Source organism: Clostridium sp. K13, assembly GCF_019734195.1.
Lineage (GTDB): Bacteria > Bacillota > Clostridia > Clostridiales > Clostridiaceae > Clostridium.
In genome coordinates this window covers 1-21,214 of record NZ_JAASHM010000041.1, presented here as the reverse complement: position 1 = coordinate 21,214, position 21,214 = coordinate 1, and the positions used below count along the sequence as shown (strand labels likewise).

The 21,214-nt window shown below is 28.1% G+C and carries 23 protein-coding genes and 1 riboswitch; of the genes, 8 read left to right on the top strand and 15 right to left on the bottom strand.

What is annotated here, in order from left to right:
- Positions 1 to 38 precede the first annotated feature (38 nt).
- Together ade and HCG76_RS16255 are read left to right on the top strand one after the other, a co-directional pair.
- Positions 39 to 1,787 carry an adenine deaminase gene (gene ade / locus HCG76_RS16260; RefSeq protein WP_221700561.1) on the top strand — a complete coding sequence of 583 codons (1,749 nt, stop codon included), beginning with the start codon at positions 39 to 41 and terminating at the stop codon, positions 1,785 to 1,787.
- Between the two features lie 45 nt (positions 1,788 to 1,832).
- Entirely contained in the window at positions 1,833 to 2,327 is a 495-nt protein-coding gene (locus HCG76_RS16255; protein WP_221700562.1) for a DedA family protein, read from the top strand.
- 52 nt (positions 2,328 to 2,379) lie between these two features.
- Here HCG76_RS16255 and yidA read toward each other — a convergent pair whose 3' ends face one another.
- The 4 genes from yidA to HCG76_RS16235 form a co-directional block, all read right to left on the bottom strand.
- Positions 2,380 to 3,186, bottom strand: a complete 807-nt coding sequence (gene yidA / locus HCG76_RS16250; RefSeq protein ID WP_221700563.1) for a sugar-phosphatase — start codon at positions 3,184 to 3,186, stop codon at positions 2,380 to 2,382.
- A 116-nt stretch (positions 3,187 to 3,302) separates the two neighbouring features.
- A complete protein-coding gene (locus HCG76_RS16245; RefSeq protein WP_221700564.1) occupies positions 3,303 to 3,572 on the bottom strand; it encodes an ATP cone domain-containing protein in 270 nt (89 codons plus the stop codon).
- A 90-nt stretch (positions 3,573 to 3,662) separates the two neighbouring features.
- Positions 3,663 to 3,944 (bottom strand): ATP cone domain-containing protein, encoded by a 282-nt coding sequence (locus HCG76_RS16240; RefSeq protein ID WP_221700565.1) that lies wholly within the window; start codon positions 3,942 to 3,944, stop codon positions 3,663 to 3,665.
- A 56-nt stretch (positions 3,945 to 4,000) separates the two neighbouring features.
- Positions 4,001 to 4,426, bottom strand: coding sequence for a hypothetical protein (locus HCG76_RS16235; RefSeq protein WP_221700566.1), 426 nt, complete (start codon positions 4,424 to 4,426; stop codon positions 4,001 to 4,003).
- A 99-nt stretch (positions 4,427 to 4,525) separates the two neighbouring features.
- Between HCG76_RS16235 and HCG76_RS16230 the strand changes: the two genes are divergently transcribed.
- Entirely contained in the window at positions 4,526 to 5,038 is a 513-nt protein-coding gene (locus HCG76_RS16230; RefSeq protein ID WP_221700567.1) for a L,D-transpeptidase, read from the top strand.
- Between the two features lie 238 nt (positions 5,039 to 5,276).
- Here the strand turns inward: HCG76_RS16230 and HCG76_RS16225 are convergent, their stop codons facing one another.
- Both HCG76_RS16225 and HCG76_RS19220 read right to left on the bottom strand, forming a co-directional pair.
- Complete coding sequence (locus HCG76_RS16225) at positions 5,277 to 5,936, bottom strand: peptidylprolyl isomerase (protein ID WP_221700568.1); 660 nt, start codon at positions 5,934 to 5,936, stop codon at positions 5,277 to 5,279.
- A gap of 111 nt (positions 5,937 to 6,047) precedes the next feature.
- The gene (locus HCG76_RS19220; protein WP_260458116.1) at positions 6,048 to 6,182 is read right to left on the bottom strand and encodes a clostri-philic family protein; all 135 of its coding nucleotides are present in this window, start codon (positions 6,180 to 6,182) and stop codon (positions 6,048 to 6,050) included.
- A gap of 123 nt (positions 6,183 to 6,305) precedes the next feature.
- Between HCG76_RS19220 and HCG76_RS16220 the strand changes: the two genes are divergently transcribed.
- Complete coding sequence (locus HCG76_RS16220; RefSeq protein WP_221700569.1) at positions 6,306 to 7,670, top strand: MATE family efflux transporter; 1,365 nt, start codon at positions 6,306 to 6,308, stop codon at positions 7,668 to 7,670.
- Between the two features lie 62 nt (positions 7,671 to 7,732).
- Here the strand turns inward: HCG76_RS16220 and HCG76_RS16215 are convergent, their stop codons facing one another.
- Positions 7,733 to 8,149, bottom strand: a complete 417-nt coding sequence (locus tag HCG76_RS16215) for a DUF3785 family protein (protein WP_221700570.1) — start codon at positions 8,147 to 8,149, stop codon at positions 7,733 to 7,735.
- A gap of 188 nt (positions 8,150 to 8,337) precedes the next feature.
- Between HCG76_RS16215 and HCG76_RS16210 the strand changes: the two genes are divergently transcribed.
- A complete protein-coding gene (locus HCG76_RS16210; protein ID WP_260458117.1) occupies positions 8,338 to 8,937 on the top strand; it encodes a hypothetical protein in 600 nt (199 codons plus the stop codon).
- 42 nt (positions 8,938 to 8,979) lie between these two features.
- Here HCG76_RS16210 and HCG76_RS16205 read toward each other — a convergent pair whose 3' ends face one another.
- On the bottom strand, positions 8,980 to 10,074 hold the full coding sequence (locus HCG76_RS16205; RefSeq protein WP_221700571.1) for an iron-containing alcohol dehydrogenase family protein: 1,095 nt from the start codon (positions 10,072 to 10,074) through the stop codon (positions 8,980 to 8,982).
- Positions 10,075 to 10,196: 122 nt separating this feature from the next.
- On the opposite strand from HCG76_RS16205, the gene HCG76_RS16200 reads away from it, so the two are divergent.
- A complete protein-coding gene (locus tag HCG76_RS16200) occupies positions 10,197 to 10,694 on the top strand; it encodes a ferritin-like domain-containing protein (RefSeq protein ID WP_221700572.1) in 498 nt (165 codons plus the stop codon).
- A 416-nt stretch (positions 10,695 to 11,110) separates the two neighbouring features.
- Here the strand turns inward: HCG76_RS16200 and HCG76_RS16195 are convergent, their stop codons facing one another.
- On the bottom strand, positions 11,111 to 12,412 hold the full coding sequence (locus HCG76_RS16195) for a homoserine dehydrogenase (protein WP_221700573.1): 1,302 nt from the start codon (positions 12,410 to 12,412) through the stop codon (positions 11,111 to 11,113).
- Between the two features lie 217 nt (positions 12,413 to 12,629).
- On the opposite strand from HCG76_RS16195, the gene HCG76_RS16190 reads away from it, so the two are divergent.
- A complete protein-coding gene (locus HCG76_RS16190; protein WP_260458118.1) occupies positions 12,630 to 12,788 on the top strand; it encodes a DegV family protein in 159 nt (52 codons plus the stop codon).
- 242 nt (positions 12,789 to 13,030) lie between these two features.
- A complete protein-coding gene (locus HCG76_RS16185) occupies positions 13,031 to 13,363 on the top strand; it encodes a hypothetical protein (RefSeq protein WP_370778567.1) in 333 nt (110 codons plus the stop codon).
- Positions 13,364 to 13,458: 95 nt separating this feature from the next.
- On the opposite strand, the gene HCG76_RS16180 is transcribed toward HCG76_RS16185, so the two are convergent.
- From HCG76_RS16180 to HCG76_RS16155, 6 genes are all read right to left on the bottom strand, one after another.
- Entirely contained in the window at positions 13,459 to 13,917 is a 459-nt protein-coding gene (locus HCG76_RS16180) for a hypothetical protein (RefSeq protein ID WP_221700574.1), read from the bottom strand.
- Between the two features lie 533 nt (positions 13,918 to 14,450).
- Positions 14,451 to 15,401 carry an ABC transporter permease gene (locus tag HCG76_RS16175; RefSeq protein ID WP_221700575.1) on the bottom strand — a complete coding sequence of 317 codons (951 nt, stop codon included), beginning with the start codon at positions 15,399 to 15,401 and terminating at the stop codon, positions 14,451 to 14,453.
- Positions 15,401 to 16,483 (bottom strand): ABC transporter permease, encoded by a 1,083-nt coding sequence (locus HCG76_RS16170; protein WP_221700576.1) that lies wholly within the window; start codon positions 16,481 to 16,483, stop codon positions 15,401 to 15,403. The genes HCG76_RS16175 and HCG76_RS16170 overlap by 1 nt, the downstream gene beginning before the upstream one ends.
- Positions 16,483 to 18,003, bottom strand: coding sequence for an ABC transporter ATP-binding protein (locus HCG76_RS16165; protein ID WP_221700577.1), 1,521 nt, complete (start codon positions 18,001 to 18,003; stop codon positions 16,483 to 16,485). Before HCG76_RS16165 ends, HCG76_RS16170 begins: the two co-directional genes overlap by 1 nt.
- A 384-nt stretch (positions 18,004 to 18,387) precedes the next feature.
- Entirely contained in the window at positions 18,388 to 19,491 is a 1,104-nt protein-coding gene (locus tag HCG76_RS16160) for a BMP family lipoprotein (protein ID WP_221700578.1), read from the bottom strand.
- Between the two features lie 109 nt (positions 19,492 to 19,600).
- Positions 19,601 to 19,698, bottom strand: a riboswitch (purine riboswitch).
- A 257-nt stretch (positions 19,699 to 19,955) separates the two neighbouring features.
- Positions 19,956 to 21,116: a BMP family lipoprotein gene (locus HCG76_RS16155; RefSeq protein WP_221700579.1), complete on the bottom strand. Its 1,161-nt coding sequence runs from the start codon at positions 21,114 to 21,116 to the stop codon at positions 19,956 to 19,958.
- Between the last annotated feature and the right edge of the window lie 98 nt (positions 21,117 to 21,214).

Sequence of the window (21,214 nt, the reverse complement as noted above, 5' to 3'; positions counted from 1 at the left end):
GTTAATTGTATTATTATTTGTAAAGGTGGATTAATTAAATGAATAAAGAGATTCTTATTGATAATATTAAAGCAGCTAATAAAAATATTTCTTGCGATTTAGTTGTTAAAAACATTTCTGTAGTTGATGTATTTCAATGCAATTCTTTTATATGCGATGTAGCTGTAAAAAATGGATTCATCGTTGGTCTTGGTGAATATTCTGGAACAATAGAAATTGATGGTACCGGTAAGTTTATCTGTCCAGGTTTAATTGATTCTCATGCTCATATAGAATCATCTATGCTTACTCCAAATGAGTATTACAAAACTGCATTATTACATGGTGTTACATCATTGATTGCAGATCCACATGAAATAGCAAATGTTATGGGACAAGCAGGAATTGAATTTATGATAAATTCTTCTAAAAATCTTCCTTTTGATTTTTATTTTATGCTTCCTTCTTGCGTTCCATCTACATCATTTGAAAATTCAGGTGCAATACTAAATAGTAATGATTTAAAACCATTCTACTCAAACTCAAATGTATTAGGTCTTGCTGAAGTTATGGACTATCCTTCTGTTGCAAACTGCAATGATGATATGATAAATAAACTTTATGATGCAATATCAAATAATTGTATAATAGATGGACATGGTGCTGGATTAACAGAGCATAAGGTTAATGTATATTCAACAGCCAATATTAAAACTGATCATGAATGTACAACCTATACTGATTTAGTTGACAGAGTTCGTCGTGGAATATATGTATTAATGAGAGAAGGAACAGTTGCAAAAAATTTAAATGATTTAATTAAAGGTGCTTCAATATTTAATAGTAGACGTCTTTGTTTATGTACTGATGATAAGCATATTGATGATTTAGCTAAAAACGGTAGTATAGATACTTCTATTAAAATGTGCATAGAAAATGGACTTGCTCCTGAACTTGCAATTCAAATAGCAACCTTAAATGCTGCTGAATGTTATAAATTAAATAATAAAGGTGCTATAGCTCCTTCATATATTGCAGATTTTATTATTCTTGATAATCTTGAAGAATTTAAAATTAACTCTGTATATAAAAATGGTAAATTAGTAGTATCTAATAATACACTTGTAGATGATGTAAGCAATTCTAATATTTCTACATCAATTAAGTCTTTATCTAATTCTATTAAATTACCTAAACTTACAAAAGATCACCTTAAAATAGATATAAAAAATAAATCAATATTAAATGTTATAGAGTTAATACCAAACAAATTAGAAAGTAACCATTTAAGACTTGATATAAATAAATTAAACCTTAACGAAGAATTTGTTAGCGATACAACAAGTGATAATTTATTAAAAATTGCTGTTATAGAACGTCATAAAAATACTGGCAATGTTGGACTTGGAGTTTTAAAAGGACTAAATATTAAAACTGGAGCTATTGCAACAACTATAGCCCATGATTCTCATAACTTAATTGTTTGTGGTACTAATGATAATGATATGCTATTTGCAATTGAAGAATTAAAAAATATTAATGGTGGAATAATTATTGTTAAGGATGGAGTTGTATTAGCGTCTATCTCCTTAGAAATAGGTGGAATAATAACCTCTAGAAAATTTAATGATGTTATTTCTGACTTAAATAAATTACATGATACTTTAAAAATTATAGCTCCTGATATTACATTTAATCCATTTTTATCATTATCATTTTTATCATTACCTGTAATACCTGATATTAAAATTACAGATAAAGGCCTATTTAATGTGAAAAAGTTCAAATTTATAGATGTATGTGAATAGTTATATGCTATAATATTCTTAAATTTTACTTGAAGGAGAACACTAATGAATATAGAAGAAGTACTATCCATACTAAATAGTCATAGTATATTTATTATTTTTATAATAATGTTTTTAGAATCATTAAATTTAAGTGGTATTCCCTCTACTATTCTATTACCAGCTATAGGTATTTTTATAACTATAAATAACCTTAACTTTTTTAATGTATTTTTATTAACTATTTCTGCTTCTATTTTAGGTAATATTCTTTTCTATTTAATAGCTTATAAGTTTGGAAGTAAAATATATGATTATCTTTATAATAAATTTCCTAAACTTCAAAAAGCCTTTAATAAGACAATGGCAGCATCTGAGAAATATGGGAATAAAGCTTGTTTAATAGGAAGATTTATTCCACCTGTAAGAAGTTTTATTTCCCTTATAGCTGGAATATTTAAGATGAAATTTAAGGAGTTCTTTTTATATTCTTCTATAGGAATTTGTATATGGGATTTAATTCTTATACTTGTAGGCTACTTAATACCAATTTCATATTAGTTATAAAATAAAAGTCTGCCATAAAGCAGACTTTTATTTTATAACTATTATTTTAATTAAGTACAAACTTTTCTATTGCTGTTGCAACTCCATCTTCTTCATTTGAATCTGTAATATAATTTGCAGCTTCTTTTACTTCATCAAATGCATTAGCCATTGCAACTCCCATACCAGCATATACTATCATATCAAGGTCATTTCCAGCATCACCGAAAGTCATTATTTCTTCTTGCTTTATTCCTAAATGCTTTGCTAATAATTCAACACCAGTTCCTTTATTTACAGCTTTATTTAAAAACTCTAAAAAGTATGGTGTACTTCTAACAACAGTATACTTTTCATAAACCTCTTTTGGTAAATTATCTACAGCCTTTTGTAAAACTTCTGGCTCATCAATCATCATAACCTTAACTATAGAATGATCATCTTCAATTTCTGAATAATCATTTATTCCTATGTTTATGCCATTTATGTTTGCTTCCACTTCTGTATACTTGCTATTTTTAGGAGTTATTAATCCATGTACTTCTGAAAAGGCATGAATATTAACACCTAATTCCTTACTTAGATTATGTAAATAATGTAAATCTGCTCCTGTTAATACAACTTTAGAAATCACTTCTCTACTTTTAGTTTTTAAAACTAGTCCACCATTATAGCTTAATACGCAATCATTTTCTCCAAACATGTCAAGCTCTTCTAAATATCTTGTTACTCCATCAATTGGTCTACCTGTTGCAATTACAACATGAACACCTTTTTCTTTTGCAGCCTTTATAGCTTTTTTTGTTCTTTCTGAAATTGACTTATCGCTTTTAAGAAGTGTTCCATCCATATCAATTGCTATTAATTTATACATAAACTCCTCCACCATTCCTTACAATAAAATTCTGTTTTATTATAACATATAATTGAATTATATCATCATAAAAATGCTAACTTTCTATTGTAAGCTGAGTATGTATAAGTATAAATTTATTTTTTATATCCAACAAATGAACTAATTACATCATCAAATCCATCTCTAGCTAATATACTTATAACTATTCCTGTAATTTCATAACTTGATGTATTGTACTCTTCACCTCTAATTCTTTTAATACAACTTACTACATCTTCTACTACTATTTTTACATCTGACTCATTTAATAATGACTTTTGATCTCTTGTTGAGTTTAATATGCTTACTTCAATTTTTTTTGGATCTAATTCCTGTAATCTTCCATCTTTTTTTATTACCTTCATTTATTACACCTCCTATAATATTATTCTCAAAAAAATAGATTGTAACTCATAATAGAAATTAAAATTACTATTATAAGCTACACCCTATTTTCATCTTCCATTCTTACTTTTATTTCCTAGGTAAGACATTCCGATATCATTAAATCCATCCTTATTAAGAGTTTCTATGATTATTGCAAAAATTTCATACGTTGATGTAATCCCGTCATCTCCCCTTATTTCTTGTAATACCTTTACTACTCTATTACTAATTACCTTTAAATCAGATTCATTTATTATTCTATTACTATCTATGGATGCACCTAATATACTACTTCTTATTTTAATAATTTCTAAACTTTCTATTCTACCATCCTTTTTTATTACATTCATAAACACACCCCCATATAAAAAAATTATACACTATAATAGAATTTTTTTAAACGATTTCATGTTTTATTCATAATAAATTCTATTAATTTATTATATGTTTTTATCGTCTCCTCTCTACTAAAGGACATATATATTTTTTTATCCTTACAAGTAATTTTTATAAAAGGCCCATCTAGATTTTTTTTATACACATATGCTTCTTCTCCATTATCAAGTTTATACAATCCAATGTAACTTTCTAATCCACCTTTTAACTTTTTTATATTCTTAGGCATATCATCTAACAATTCAACTTCTAGTACTTCATCTCTATCTATTGTCATTGCTGATATTCCAACTATTTTTATTTTATCGTCCTTTATAATTAATTTGTTTCCCATTGAAACTACTATTGAAATAATTATCAAAATTGAAACTATTGCACTAAAGGTGCTTGTAACTATTCTCCAATTATTATCTTTTTGATTTTTTCTATTGTTCATGTAAAAAAATAACCCCACCTTAAATAAATATTATTACATTTAACATTTATTTTTTATAACCGTAAAATATACTATAAAACTTTTTTTGGAGTATATTTTATGAATTTTATATCTAAAGTTAGAAATTTGTATCACTCATCACGTCAAAATCTAACAATTGTATCAGATACACTAAAAACCCCTAGATCTTATAATAATGATGTTTTGGAGAAAATAAATAAAAGTGATTTTTCTAGTAAAACTAAATACTTTATATGGGTTGATACTGAGAACTTTAAAACAAATATATTTAAAGGTAGTACTCATTATTGGGTTTTAGAAAATAGCTTTCTTTGTACTGTAGGAAGACCTAGCTCTCCTACTATAAAGGGTGTTTTTTATGCAGGACCTAAAGGATATTCTTTTGGAGAAGCTCGTGGTTTTAGATGTCTGTATTATACACAAATAAAAGATAATTATTTATTTCATTCAATTCCTTATAATTTAGATGGTAGCATAAGAGATTCTCGTTTAGGAATGAGATTAACTGATGGATGCGTAAGACTTGCTACAAAGCATGCAAAATGGATTTATTATAATGTCCCTTCCGGAAGCACTATATTTATAAGCTAGATACTTTTCAGTATACTTAAATAAAACTGCGAAGGAAAATAAAAGTTAAGGAGGAAATTACTTCGTAATTTCTTTAAATATATATTTTAGAAACTTCTTATGAAGTTTCCTCCTTAACTAGCCAAAAGGCTTTTACCGTTGGCGTAGTCAACTTTTACCTTTTTGAACTAGCGGAGCGCTGTTCAAAAAACTTAACCGGCCGAAGGCCCTTAACTAAATAAATTGCTTCGCAATTTATTTATTTTACCTTCTCTGGTTCTTTATAGTTTACGCCTTTTGTATCAACTGTAATACTTTCAATTACTACATCATTTAAAGGCTTATAATTTCTATCTGTTTCAACTGAATTAATAGCTTCTACTACATCCATACCTTCAGTTACCTTTCCAAATGCAGCGTATTCACCATCAAGATGTTTTGCAGTGTCTGCCATTATGAAAAATTGACTTCCTGCTGAATCTGGATCTCCTGACCTTGCCATTGATAAAACACCAGCTGTATGTTTTAAATCATTGTTTGTATAACCATTATTACTAAATTCGCCTTTAATTGAATATCCTGGACCACCTGTTCCTATTCCATCTGGATCTCCACCTTGATTCATAAACCCTTTAATTACTCTATGAAATATTAATCCATCATAAAAACCTGAATTAGATAGAGATATAAAATTATTAACTGTATTTGGAGCTTTATCTGGATATAATTCTGCTTTTATAGTTCCAAAATCTTTAACTACAATTGTTGCTATTGGTAATTCTCCTGATGATTCTACAGTTGTACCTACAACCTCATTATTATCATTATTTGTAGTTTTCTTATCTGTGCACCCTACAATTCCAATAATCATGGCACTTATTCCAATTAATATAACCCCTTTTTTAAAAATTCTTTTCATGAATATTTCCTCCCTGTAAACTTTATCATTATTATGATATCAAAAAAGAGCCTAACTCTCAAGTTAAGCTCTTTAAATATAAATTTATGTAGTATTGTAGGAGAATTTGATTTAAAGAGGTTCTCCATCAAAACTTTTATATTGACTAGGATTTTTATCATTTCCTACATTATCTTGATTTTGATGAAGTTTTTGTCTTCTCTCTCCTTTTTGATATTTTTTATCCTTTAATTTATCAGTACTCATATATAAGACACGCTCCCTTCTATATTATTTTCTACCAAACCTCTATATATAATTCTTAAAAATAAATTCTTTATTTGATAAACCTTTTAATATCGGTTATATTTTTACATAGGAGTGATTATTATGAAAAATTCTAAAGACAAACTACTAAAAAAAAGTTATTTTAAAAATTTAATTCCATCTATTACTGCTATGTGGGTTTATTCAATTTATACAATTATTGATGGTATATTTGTGGGAAGAGGTGTTGGTGCTACTGCCTTAGCTGCTGTAAATTTATCAATGCCATTTATTAATCTTATATTTGCCTCTTCAATCTTTTTTGCAACTGGTACTTCTACATTAGTATCTATTCACTTAGGGAAAAAAGAACTAAAAAAAGCTCGAGAAATATTTTCTTATAATCTGCTAATTATGCTCGTCTTTTCTTTTATTCTTTTAATTTTCACCTTATTATTTATGAACAATATAGCATATTTTCTTGGTGCTACTGAAAATACATTTACTATAGTAAAAGATTATTTAAGTATAATTGTATTATTCAATGTATTTTTTATAGTTTCCTATTGTTTAGAAGTTTTAACTAAGGCTGATGGCTTTCCTCATCTTGCAATTATAGGAGTTATTATTTCTGCTATTACAAATGTAATATTAGATTATATTTTTGTAATAGAGTTAGGACTTGGTGTAAAAGGAGCTGCCATTGCTACTGGAATATCACAAATAGCATCTTTCTTATTTTTTGCTGGTCATTTTTTGCGAAAAAAATCAACATTAAAATTAGTAAAATTCAAACCAACATTTAATATTCTAAAAAGAATTATTAAAATAGGTTTTCCAGACGGTGTAACAGAATTAACATCTGGAATAGTTATTTTAATTTTTAATCAATGTATATTACTAGTTATAGGTGAAAATGGTCTTATTACATATAGTATAATTTGTTATGTATCTACTTTAGTTCTTATGACTATGATAGGTTCTACTCAAGGTGTTCAACCCTTATGTAGTTATTATTATGGAAAAAAAGATGTAAATTCAATTAAGTATTTACTTAAACTTTCTTTTAAAACCATTACCTTAATTTCTTTAACTATTTTTATATTATGTTTAATATTTGCCCCACAAATAGTTAGCTTATTTATTACTGATGGAAGTTCTAAGTTAATAAGAGATTCTATATTAGCCTTTAGATTGTACTCTACGTCATTTTTATTATTAGGCTTTAATATTTTATGCTCTGGCTTTTGTGTTTCAATTGAAAAGCCACTATTTGCAACTATAATATCGCTATCAAGAGGCTTTGTATTAATAATTATTTCCTTGATTCTTTCTATATTATTATTTGGAGGAAAGGGAATTTGGATATCCCCCCTTATCTGTGAAATTGGATGTTTATTTATTTCTTTTTTATGTACAAGAAAATCATTTAATTCAATATTAAATACTACTACAGACTGTACCATGAATAAAGAAAACATCATATAATAGTATTTTCTACATAAAACTTAAGGCTAGTTATGTTTTAATTCATAACTAGCCTTTTTTTATTAAACTTCAAATTCTTCAATTTCTATAGAGTAACTTCCACAATGCTTACAAACATTTATCATTATAATATAGCTATTATCTACTTTTCCACTTTTCATTAATCTCTTAAAAGATAAACCTTCATACTCTTTATCTAAAGTACTTACTACATACTCTTGATTTTTAGTATATATGTAAAAATTAAATCCTAAGAAATCAAAAAACTTTTTCTTTTCCTCTACACCTTCGTTGCAGTTTTCACATGGGAAATCAAAAAATGCCTTTATAAATTCAACATTTTCATTATTATGTAAAATTTCTATTATTCTCTTCTCATCTATATCCTTAATTGGATTTTCTTCATCATTAACAAAATAATCAAGATTATCTTCATTTAAAATATATTCTTTATCGGCAAAAGTAAATTTAAATTCCATTTAAATTATCTTCCTTTCTATTATGTAAAAATTTTCTTTTATTGCTTTAGTGTACATAATAACATACCAATATTAATAAATAAAGTTATTTAATTAAAAGTTCATATTAATTTTGTAAAAAAATTATTAACAGTTACATAAATTTAGTGTAAAATAAGGAGTATAAAATAAAAGGTGGGGATTTAAATTTGAATAATAGAGATATATACATAGTTTTATCTAGAACTGGAACTATGTTTTCTAACATAATTGCACTTTTTACACAAAAAGAATACTCTCATGTATCTTTATCTCTTGATAGTTCCTTCACTCAAATGTTTTCATTTGGTCGCAAAATTCCAAGTAAAGTTTTACCGGCTGGTCTTGTTGAAGAGAATTTATATGATGGAGTATTCGCTATGTATCCAAATAGTAGATGTTTAACATATAAAATTAATATTACTGAAGAACAATTTCAATTTTTACAAAACGAAATTAATAAATTTTTTGAAAATAAAGATGACTATAAATATAGTGTTCTTGGAACCGTGACAGCATATTTCAATAAACCCCATAAAAGAGAATATTATTATTTCTGCTCCCAATTTGTAGCTGAACTATTAATAAATAGTGGTATCTATAAAACGGACAAGCGCCCTGAAGTAATTAAACCTATGGATTTATTAGAAATAGAAAATAAAACTTTTGTTTATGAAGGTCTTATAAATGAGGAAAATGCTCTTGAAAACAGCTTTAACTTATTTAGCTATCAAAGATTGTATAAAGTAATATCTAGATTAATGCCTTAAATAAAAAAACCTCTTAAAACAGAGGTTTTTTTATTTTATTTATTAAGAAAGGCTATTCTTATAAATATTATATATTTCTTCATATGTTATTTCTTCTGTGTGATTTTTTAATTTAGCTTTATTATTCCACATACCCTCAGTATACTCTTTTATTTCCTCATCAGATATTTCTATATCTACTTTTGTCAATTTTTCTAATATATTATCTAACTCTTCAAAAGATGATAATCCTAAGTATTTCCATATATTATTTACCTTTTCTTTATCCTTAAAAACTTTTAAATACTCTCTATATAAGCATCCATTTGCAATACCATGAGGTAGTCCTTTAAAATAAGTTAAACTATATCCCATTCCATGTGGTAAACTAGTTCCTGTTTGTGCAATTACCATCCCAGCTATAGTAGATGCAATCATAAATTTTTCTCTTACTTCAAAATTGAAGCTTTTATTTAATAAAGAGTCTATACATTCTCCCCATACCTTTAATGCCTTTTCAACTAAAGCATCAGTAAAGAAATTTGCATTTACATTTAAATACCCTTCTACTAGATGTGATAAAGCATCAATTGCAGTATTTATAGTTGTTTCTGAATTCATATTGTTCATATAACTTGCATCTAATAAGGCTAATTTAGGAAATACACTTTGACCTAAATTCTTCTTTGTCTTTTCTTTATGTACAGTTACAATAGAATATTGAGTTGTTTCACTTCCTGTTCCAGCAGTAGTTGGAACTGCAATTACATCTATAGCTTCTAAGGCTTTATTTGTTAAAACTGTATCCTTAGTTAAATCAGGATTCTTTATCATAACAGCTATAGCTTTAGATGCATCTAGAGGCGATCCACCACCAATTCCAATTACAAAATTAACATCATTCTCTTTTCCTAATAACGCTCCTTGTTCAATAGTTTCTAATGATGGATTTTCCTCTATTTCATCAAAAACTATATAATCTATATTTGATAGCTCTAATGATTTTTTAACATCCTCTAAAGAACCATTAGCCTTAGATGAATGTCTTCCTGTAACTATCAATGCTTTATTTCCATATTGTTTTAATAGCTCTGAACTATCAACAACTATATTTTTTCCCATTAATACTTTAGTTGGCATATAAAAATTTATATTCATATTTTATTTTCCTTCCTACTAAAAAATTTATTATTTATTAATTTACCTATTTACTTAGCACTTATACCTTTTAATTCATAATATATAATAATATACTACTATTAATTTTAAGGAGCTTACAAATGTATTCAGTTAATCTTCCTTATCCAGAAGTTAAAGTTAAAGAAAAAAATCCTAATTATATTGATTTAATATTACTTAATTACGCTAGTAATGTTTCTGAATTTGATGCCATAGCACAATATACTTATCATCAAATAGCATTAACTTATAAAAATAAAGAAATCTCTGAAACTATAAGAGGTATATCTATTGTTGAAATGCATCATCTAGAATTACTTGGAGAAATAATAATTCTATTAGGTGGTGAACCTGGTTATTGGATTAACAATAAAAAGAAAAATTATTGGTCAGGTAAATTAGTAGATTATAATCTTTCATCAATTAAAGATATTCTCACTATAGATATTCAAGATGAAAAAGCTGCTATTAAACAATATAAAGAAACCATAACTAAAATTTATGATGATGATATAAATGCTGTACTTAAAAGAATTATTCTCGACGAAGAATTCCATATTCAACTTCTAGTTAGCCTCTACTCTAAATACGTAAAATAGAAATAAACTTCTAACTAAAGCTTATTATATGATACTTTCTTCCGGTGATATCATTAATTTTTCTCTATCACTGGCTTTAAAGATTAAGTCTGTAATTTAAGCAGAATTCCTCTAAAGTTAACAACTTATAATACAAATTTGTAGCAGGAGTCGTTAACTATAAGTCGGGGAACTAAGAAAAACAGTGAAGAGAAAAAATGAAATATTAATTTGGAGGGAACCATTGAAATTAAGCTGTAGAATTTAATAATTAATGTAGTAAAATTTGCGTGAAGAAGATTTTACTGTTTGATGCGCTAGCTAGTTTAAAATCTTTAGCAAATTTTACGGAATTAATTATATAAATTCAAGGCGAAAATTTCACCGTTTCCCGTAAAAGTAATATTCCATTTTTCGTTCTCACTGTAGTTCACAGTTTAGTTAAATTCTTCTATTCTTATTATGTTTTCTACTTCTTTTACAGTTCTTAAATCATATAATTTTTCTATAGAATCATTTATTAAAGCCTCCTTAGTTCTATGTGTTATTAAAACTAAAGTAACTTCTAGGTTTTCATCATGCTTTCTTCCCTTTTGAATAAGAGATTTTAAGCTTACTCTATTTGAACCAAAAATAGTAGTTATTTGTCCTAATACACCTGGCTTGTCTTCAACTGTTACTCTTATATAATATCTGCTTTCTACATCATTAATATCTTTAACTTCTTTTTCCCACAAGTTATTTCTAATAATAGGATTTTCGTTTTTAATATCTATATTTCTTCTTAAAATAGCAATTATATCACTTACAACAGCACTTCCTGTTGGCATATCTCCAGCCCCTCTACCATAGAACATTAAATCTCCAACAGCATTTCCATTTATAAAGATTGCATTAAAAGAATCATAAACATTAGCAAGTGGATGTGTTTCTGGAATCATAGTTGGATGAACTCTTAACTCAATTTTACCATCTTTATCTTTAGCAATAGCTAATAGCTTAATTGACATTCCAAAATCACTTGCATATTTCATATCTATTGGCTTTATCTTAGTTATCCCTTCTCTATATACATCCTTAATATCAACTTTAGTTCCAAAAGCTAATGAAGCAAGTATTGCAAGCTTGTATTGAGCATCATATCCTTCAATATCTGATGTTGGATCTGCCTCTGCATAACCTTTTTCTTTAGCTTCTTGTAACACTGAATCAAACTCTAATTGTTCAAGCTCCATTTTGCTTAATATATAGTTAGTTGTTCCATTAACTATTCCATATAACTCATTTATCTTATTTGCAGTTAAATTTTCATTAATACCATTAATTATTGGTATTCCTCCAGCAACACTAGCCTCGTATTGAAACATAACTCCCATTTCTTCAGCCTTTTCAAATACTTCATTACCTTCAGTTGCAAGTAACATCTTATTTGCAGTAACTATATGTTTTTTAGCTTCCATAGCTTTTAACATATATTCTCTTGCTGGTTCTATTCCTCCCATTACTTCAACTACAATCTTTATAGAATCATCATTTAATATTTCTTCAAAGTCTGTTGTTAAAATATCTTCAGAAACATCTACACCCCTACCCTTTTTTAAATCTCTTACTAAAATCTTAGAAATTTCAATTTCATAACCTGATCTTTTAATAATCTCTTCTTTATTTTGGTGTAATATTTTATATACACCTCTACCTACATTTCCTAGGCCTAACAATGCAATTTTTATTTTTTTCATTAAATGATCCCCCTTTTTTTGTTTCATATCCCCAAAATTAATATATATTTCATTATAATATATTTCTTCAATTTTCCATACATTATTTTGTTAAATTAACCAAAAATATCACATAGTTTTTAAAACTACATCTTGCATCACATCAAAATAGATGCTATTATATTTATATAGTTTGATTTTCAAATATTTTCATTGTAATTTAATAAGGAGAGATATAATGGAAAAAATAGCTTTAATTACCGATAGTACTTGTGGCTTACCTTTAGAATATATAGAAAAGTATAATGTTCATGTTGCTAGATTAAAAATAATCTATAAAACTGCAGAATATATAGATAGAATTACAATAACAGCAAACGATGTTTATTCTAGTTAACGACTTATCATACAAATTTGTAGCAGGAGTCGTTAACTATAAGTCGGAGAACTAAGAAAAACAATGAAGAGAAAAAATTAATATTCCATTTTTCGTTCTCACTGTAGTTCGCAGTTTATTTCAATTGTTCCCTAATCTGCTTTACCCCCTTATAAATCAACCTCCTTTAATTCTCATCCGCCCTATACTAAACTTGAATATTCTTGTTTTAATTACATAAAATAACCTTGAAAGGAGGTTATATGATGAAAAAATCTATTGCTATATTTTTGATTTTAATTGGGTTAATATCCACTACGTTCATTTCAACACATTCATTTACCAAAAATGTCTTTAAAGAAGGCGTTTATAAATCATCGGATTTTAACTTTTCAGAAAATGAAACTTATTTTGCACAGAACGTTTCATCAGACAACTCAGTTTTCCTGACTATTTATGATGAAAATCAACTTATAATTCAAAGTATCCGCTTACAACCTAATTCAAATAGGTATGACTTAATTCCACTTAAGCCTGAATATAGGCTTGTAATAGTTGGAAATGGTGAAATTTTTATTGATCCTAAGGCACAATAAAGTGCCTTTTTATTACCTTAGTATTATTTAATGCTTCAAATTTAACGAATACTAGTTTCAAACTATTAATTACTTCTCTATAATATATTTTAAAGTTATTCTCTTTTTTGGCTTAACTTCAACACTTTTTTACTAACATTCATAAGTATTATTATATATAGAGGTATCATTATAAATGACATATTAAATAAATTTAATATGTATATACAATCAAAAATAGGCACAAACGGTAATATTATAAAATTGCTTAATATCAAAATACTATATGGAAATATTATATCGGATGTACTTTGAATATATAATGAATAAAAATAATCTTTATCAATAATAAGTATTATAAATATTCCTAAAATAATTAATAAATACTTCATAACACTATTTTCTTTAACTTTAAATTGATTAATTAAAATTAAAAATAGTATTGTATTAACTAATAATATTACCCATGAAAATTCATTAACATATCTATATGGTTTTTCAGTTATTACACTTATACCTAATGTCAAAATAAATAATATTAGATGTATTATTATTAATTTGTATCTATCTTTCATTTTCTTATCCTCTCATTTTATATCGTAGTATATATTATAAATAAATTATAACATGTACTTCCAATACTGTACTATTCAATTTTCAAGGATTATTTAATACTCAATAATTTCAATTTAAGTACCAAATTGGATTTTACCTCTTCCTCATAAATTTAATAGTTTTCTTTTAATTTGACATTATTACAAACATATTTTAGCACTAATAATTAGGAAAACTAATGTTATTATTGTTCTAATTAATTTGCCAGATATAATTTCATCTTTTTGTCTCCATGTATTCCATATATCAACTACAGTTTCTAATATATCTATAAAAAAATTTATTATTCCCCTAACCTTTTTCCTTTTATCTTTTAATTAACCTTTTGTGAATATATTAGTATTCTATTTTAAAAATTCTTTATTAAACATATAAAATGTATTTAATTAGCATATTAAAAGTTTTTTACACTTTGGATTCTGACGTTAAACTTGTTGAATAACATTATTAACTCTTTGTATAAAAAAAGGAAACCCGTAGGTTTCCAATAAATTTATCTCTTTCCTGCATCAAATGGTTCTCCCGCAGCCTTCGGTGCTTGAGATGATTTAGAGAATATTACTAATGCAATTAAAGTTACCACGTAAGGGAACATCTTTAAGTACATTGGTGGAATTGTTGCTAAGCTTGGTATAACTTGTGATACGTTAGCTACTGTAGTTGCAAATCCAAAGAACATCGTTGCTCCTAATATTCCTAGCGGCTTCCATTGCCCAAAAATTAATGCTGCTAATGCCAAGAATCCTATTCCTGAAACACTTCCATTAAATTCACTTGAGTAAGTCATAGTAATTATAGCTCCACCCATACCTGCAAAGGCACCCGAAAGCATAACCCCTATATATCTCATTTTAACAACACTAATACCTGCTGCTGCAGCTGCTTGTGGATGCTCACCACATGCTCTTAATCTTAAACCAAAGCTTGTCTTGTATAATAATACTGAGAATATTACTAGTATTAATAATACTACCCAAGTAGTTGCATACGTATTTGTAAAGAATAATGGTCCTATTACTGGAATCTTTGATAATACTGGAACATTACCTCTTTGGAATATAGTAGTTAATTGTAATCTACCACTTCCATTACCAATAACATTACATAAGTATATTGTTAATGAACCAGCCATTAAGTTAATAGCTGTACCACTAATAGTTTGATCTGCTTTTAAGTTTATACTTGCAAAAGCATGTAATAATGAGAATAACATACCAGCAATTGCTGCTACTAAAAGTCCAATCCAAACTGCTCCTGGCACGCCAGAACCCTGTAATTTATATACTGTAAGAGCTCCTGCAAAAGACCCTACAATCATAAGTCCGTCTAATCCAATATTTACAACACCACTACGCTCTGAATAAAGACCTCCAAGTGCTGTTATTAATAGTGGAATTGTATAAGTAATTGCATAAGGAAAAATTTGTACTATTGTATCCCACATTATTTTTCCACCGCCCTTTCATTATTGTTAACCACTGTTTTGTTTTTCTTAATATTTTTAAATCTCTTAATTAAGTTTTCCATTATTAAGCTTGTTGCTGAGAAGTAAATAATTGTTGCCATTATTGTATCAGCAAGTTCTGTTGGAACGTTAGCTTTTATTGACATAGCACCCTTACCAACATTTAATATACCAAAGAATAAAGCTGATAATACAACACCAAGCGGAGAGTTAGCACCTAAAAGTGCAACTGCTATACCATTAAATCCTTGTGATGGCATAATACCTGTTTGAATACAATCTGCATATCCAGCATATTGAGTTACCCCAGCAAGACCTGCTAAAGCACCAGCTATCATCATTGATACAATAATATTTCTATTAACTGACATACCTGCATATTCAGCACCAAATCTATTAAATCCAACTGCTTTTAATTCATATCCTAGTACAGTTTTATTTAATATGAACCATACAATAAATGCAGCTATTATAGCTAAAAATATACCTAAGTTTAATGCATTACTATTTCCGAAAAGTTTAGTTAACCATTCAGCTTTTAATGTATTACCTAAGCCTAATGCTCTTGATGTATCTTCAGTTGCTCCCTTAAAATGATTTTGAATTGTATATTGTGTAAAATAAAGTACAATCCAGTTCATCATAATTGAAGAAACAACTTCATGTACGTTAAACTTTGCTTTTAATAATCCTGGAATTGCTCCACATAAAGCTCCTGCAATCATTCCAGCTAAAACCATTAAAGGTAATAATATAATACTTGGTAAATTAACAGTTAATCCAACAACTAGTGATGCAAATCCCCCTATTAACATTTGACCTGGTGTTCCTATATTAAATAGCCCAGTCTTGAATGCAAACGCAACAGAAAGACCTGTAAGTATTAAAGGAGTTGCTGATGCAATAGTATCACCTATTTTAGTAATATTTTTTAATCCACCTTTAAAAAGACTATCATAAGCTACAAGAGGGTCAAATCCCATTACTAACATTAAGACAGCACCTGCAAGTAATCCTAAAACTACCGCCATAACAGATTTTAATGCTTGATTCTTTTCCACTATTTTTCCCCCTTCTTTATTCCAGCCATCATTAGACCTACTTCATTTTCGTCAGTTTCATTAGCATTAACTATACCAATAAGTTCACCATTATTTACTATAGCAATTCTATCAGATACATTTAATACTTCATCTAGTTCAAGAGATACTAATAAAACAGCTTTACCACTATCTCTTTGTTCTACTAATCTCTTGTGAATATACTCTATAGAACCAACATCAAGACCTCTAGTAGGTTGTACAGCTATAAGTAAATCTGGATTAGATTCAACTTCACGCCCTATTATCCCCTTTTGTTGATTTCCTCCTGATAAAGATCTTGCTATAGATTTTCCACCTTCTCCAGATCTAACATCAAAAGTTTCAATAATATGATTAGCATAATTTGTTATCTCTTTTTTGTTTATTAAACCATTTTTAGAAAATGGCTTATTCTTATAAACCTTAAGAACCATATTATCTTCCATAGTATAATCTAAGATAAGACCTCTTTTATGTCTATCTTCTGGAATATGAGCCATTCCATCATGTATTCTTTGTCTTATAGATTCTTTAGTTATATCTTTATTTTTAAACGTAATTGTTCCAGACTCAACCGGTCTCATTCCTGTTAAAGCTTCCACTATTTCAGTTTGTCCATTACCTTCAACTCCAGCAATACCAACTATTTCACCTGCTTTTACTTCTAAGGAGAAGTTTTTAAGTCCTAAAACCTTTTTATTATTTTTAACACAAAGATTGTCCATCTTTAAAACAACTTCTTTTGGCTTAGCCTCTTCTTTTTCAACGCTAAATGATACTTCTCTACCAACCATCATCTTAGCCATTTCTGCTTCACTAGTTTCACTAACATTAACTGTACCAATATATCTTCCTCTTCTTATAACAGTACAACGATTTGCAGCAGACTTTATTTCTTTTAACTTATGAGTAATTAGAATTATTGATTTTCCTTCCTTAGTAAGGTTCCTCATAATTTCAATTAAGTCTTCTATTTCTTGAGGAGTTAATACAGCTGTAGGTTCATCAAATATTAAAACATCTGCATTTCTATAAAGCATCTTTAATATTTCAACTCTTTGTTGCATACCAACAGATATATCTTCAATTTTGGCATATGGATCAACATTTAAACCATATTGTTTAGATAATTCTTCTATTCTTTTAGCTGCACCCTTTATGTCTATCCCAAATAGTTTTTTAGGTTCGCATCCTAAGATAATATTTTCTGTTACCGTAAAGTTCTCAACTAATTTAAAGTGTTGGTGAACCATTCCAATTCCTAATTCATTAGCTACATTAGGGTTTGAAATTTTAACTTCTTTTCCCTTTACTTTTATACATCCTTTATCTGGTCTATACATTCCAAAAAGCATTCCCATTAATGTTGATTTACCAGCACCATTTTCTCCTAATAGAGCATGAATCTCTCCTTGCTCTAATTGTAACGTAATATTATCATTAGCAACAATTCCTGGAAACTCTTTACGAATATTAAGCATTTCTACTACATATCCCACGGCATATCCTCCTAAATTTCATTCTTTTATTTTAAGCAATTTATCCCAACAGGATTTAAATTGCAAATTTTACATAATTTATTTGTTATATGATTTTTTAATTAAATTTTAAAAAATATTTCACTTTATCTTTCTATATAATAATTATACCTTAAAATTCGTACATTATTAAACCGCAAAATATGATATTAAAATTTGAAGATACAATGTATCTACAAACCTCGAACTATATTATTGATTATAATTTAAATCTTTCGTATTTTCAACATTTTACGACAAGTATTTTTTCCCACATCGTATTATATTGATGATTTTTTTATTTTTGTACGCAAAAAAGGTGGAATAACCCACCTTTTTTTAGTTGTAATATTAACTTTTAATAAATTACTTTATTAAATCCCCTTGTTCAATACTAACAACTATATCTCCACTTTTAATTTTTTCAAAAATATCATTAACTGTTTTAATTGTTTCATCGCTTAAGTTTGGATTTTCTGCTGGAAGACCAACACCATCATTCTTAGCATCGAAAGTTAATGTTTCTCCACCTGGGAAAGTTCCATCTAAATTAGCTTTAATCATATCATAAGCAGCTTGGTCTATTTTCTTAACAGCAGAAGTTAAGATAATTGATTTATTGTTTGCTTCATCATATATACCATCTGCATATTGGTCAACGTCAACACCGATAACCCAAACATTTTCACCATTAGCACCTCTTGTTTTAGCTTCGTTTATAGCTCCAGCTCCAACACCACCTGCAGCAGTGAATATTGCTTTTACTCCTCTTTCATACATTTGAGCAGCAATTTGTTGTCCACCTGCAACGTTATCAAATGATCCTTCATAAACTACATTTTCTTTAGCTATGTTCATGCTTGTACCTAAGTTTTCGTTAGCATATGCTACACCTTGTTGGAATCCCCAGTTGAATTTTTGAACTGCAGGAATTTCCATACCACCGATGAATCCTAGTTCACCATCTTTTAATTCTAAAGCTGTAGCAACACCTGCTAAGAATCCTGATTCTTGTTCTGCAAAGTAAATAGCTACTGTATTATCTCCTACTTTAGCTTCGAAGGCCTCTCCTTCTTTACCATTGTTAGGTGATCCATCTAATATTACAAATTTAGCATCTGTATATTGATCTTGAGCTTTCATTAAAGCTGTTTCAAATTTATATCCTGGAGTTATAATCATTTTATAATCTCCTTCATAAAGGTTAGCTATTTCTGTTAAATAGTCTGACTCTGTTGTTCCACCTGGTTTTAAGTATTTAGCTGTAACATCTAATTCTGATTCAGCTTTTTTAATTCCTTCCCAAGTCCCTTGATTGAATGATTTGTCATCAATAGTACCAGCATCAGTAACCATACCTACTGCTAATTTTTCTCCATTACCTGATCCACTGTCTGCGCTATTTCCACATCCAACTAACCCTGTTAGCATTAATGCTGAAAGTGCTAATGCAATTACTTTCTTTTTCATTATTATTTCCTCCCATATTGTACTTCTAACTTTCTATATGATTCTTATAAAAAAAAGCATATTAACATCTAAGTGAAATTAATATGCTTTAAATCTTAACATTACAGATTCATATATCAAGTCCACTCATAGTCGAAAATTTAAGGCTTTCGGTAGAGACGTCTCCCCTTATTGGAGACCTATATGAGTTATTTTTACGTTTTTATGTTTTTATAAGTTCCCCTCGAACTATAATCATATAATAAACTATATTTTTCGTTTTTTCAACACTTTATTTTAATTTTCCCGAATTTTTTTCATTTTTATAACGCCTATAGTTCGATTTGCCTTATTTTGGTTATTTTTTTAAAGTTTACTAATATTTCCCTCCTAAAACTAATAAGAGTTGCTTCAGTTATAAGTACTGAATATTTTCAACTTCAGTACTTTACTGTAAACAACTCTTACTTTCACTATATTTTACTTTATTTTATTAAATCCCCTTGCTCATCTTTAACTACAATCTCTCCATTTTTTATCATTTCAAAAACTTCTGCAACCTTCTTAGAAGTTTCATCACTAAGATTTGGATTCTTTTCTGGTAAACCAATACCATCATTTTTTGCATCAAAAGTTAATGTTTTTCCACCTTGGAAATTTTCATCTAACTCATCCTTTACCATATCGTATGACGCTTGATCAACTTTTTTAACTGCTGATGTTAAAATAATTGATTTCTTATTTGCTTCATCGTATATACCATCATCATATTGGTCAACATCAACACCAATTACCCAAACTTCTTCACCAGAATTTGCTCTTGTTTTAGCCTCATTTATTGCTCCAACACCAACACCTCCTGCAGCTGTAAATATTGCCTTTACTCCTCTTTCATACATTTGAGCCGCAATTTGTTGTCCACCAGCAACATTATCAAAGGATCCTTCATAAACTACATTTTCTGCATTTAATGTCATATTAGTTCCTAAATTTTCATTAGCATACTTAACACCTTGTTGGAAACCCCAATTAAATTTTTGTACTGCAGGAATCTCCATACCACCAATAAATCCTAATTCTCCTTCTTTTAACTCTAATGAAGCTGCAACACCAGCTAAAAATCCTGATTCATGCTCTGCAAAGAATATTGCAACTGTATTATTTCCAACTTTAGCTTCATAGGCATCTCCTTCTTTTCCATTATTAGGAGAACCATCTATTAGTACAAATTTAACATCTGTATACTGATCTTGTGCTTTCATTATTGCTGTTTCGAATTTATATCCTGGAGTTACTATCATTTGATAGTCCCCTTCTATAAGATTTGTTATCTCTGTTAAATAGTCTGCTTCAGTTGTTCCAGCAGGTTTTAAATATTTAGCTGTAACACCTAATTCTGATTCTGCTCTTTTTATACCTTCCCAAGTTCCTTGATTAAAAGACTTATCATCTATTGTACCAGCATCAGTTACCATTCCAACTGCAAGTTCTTTTTCACTTTCTTTCTCTTCATTAGCCTCACTCTCTTCTACAGTTTCTGAAGTTGAATCTCCTGTTGAAGTATCTCCCTCAGTTTTATTGCCACACCCAGCTAATGTACATAGCATTAACGTTGAAAGTATTAATGAAATAATTTTTTTCTTCATTTTCTCTCCCCCTATATAAAAAAACGATCTGTTAAGTTATATGAACATTGCTCTTCTCAGCCCAAGGAAATACAATAGGTTTGCGATACTAAATAATA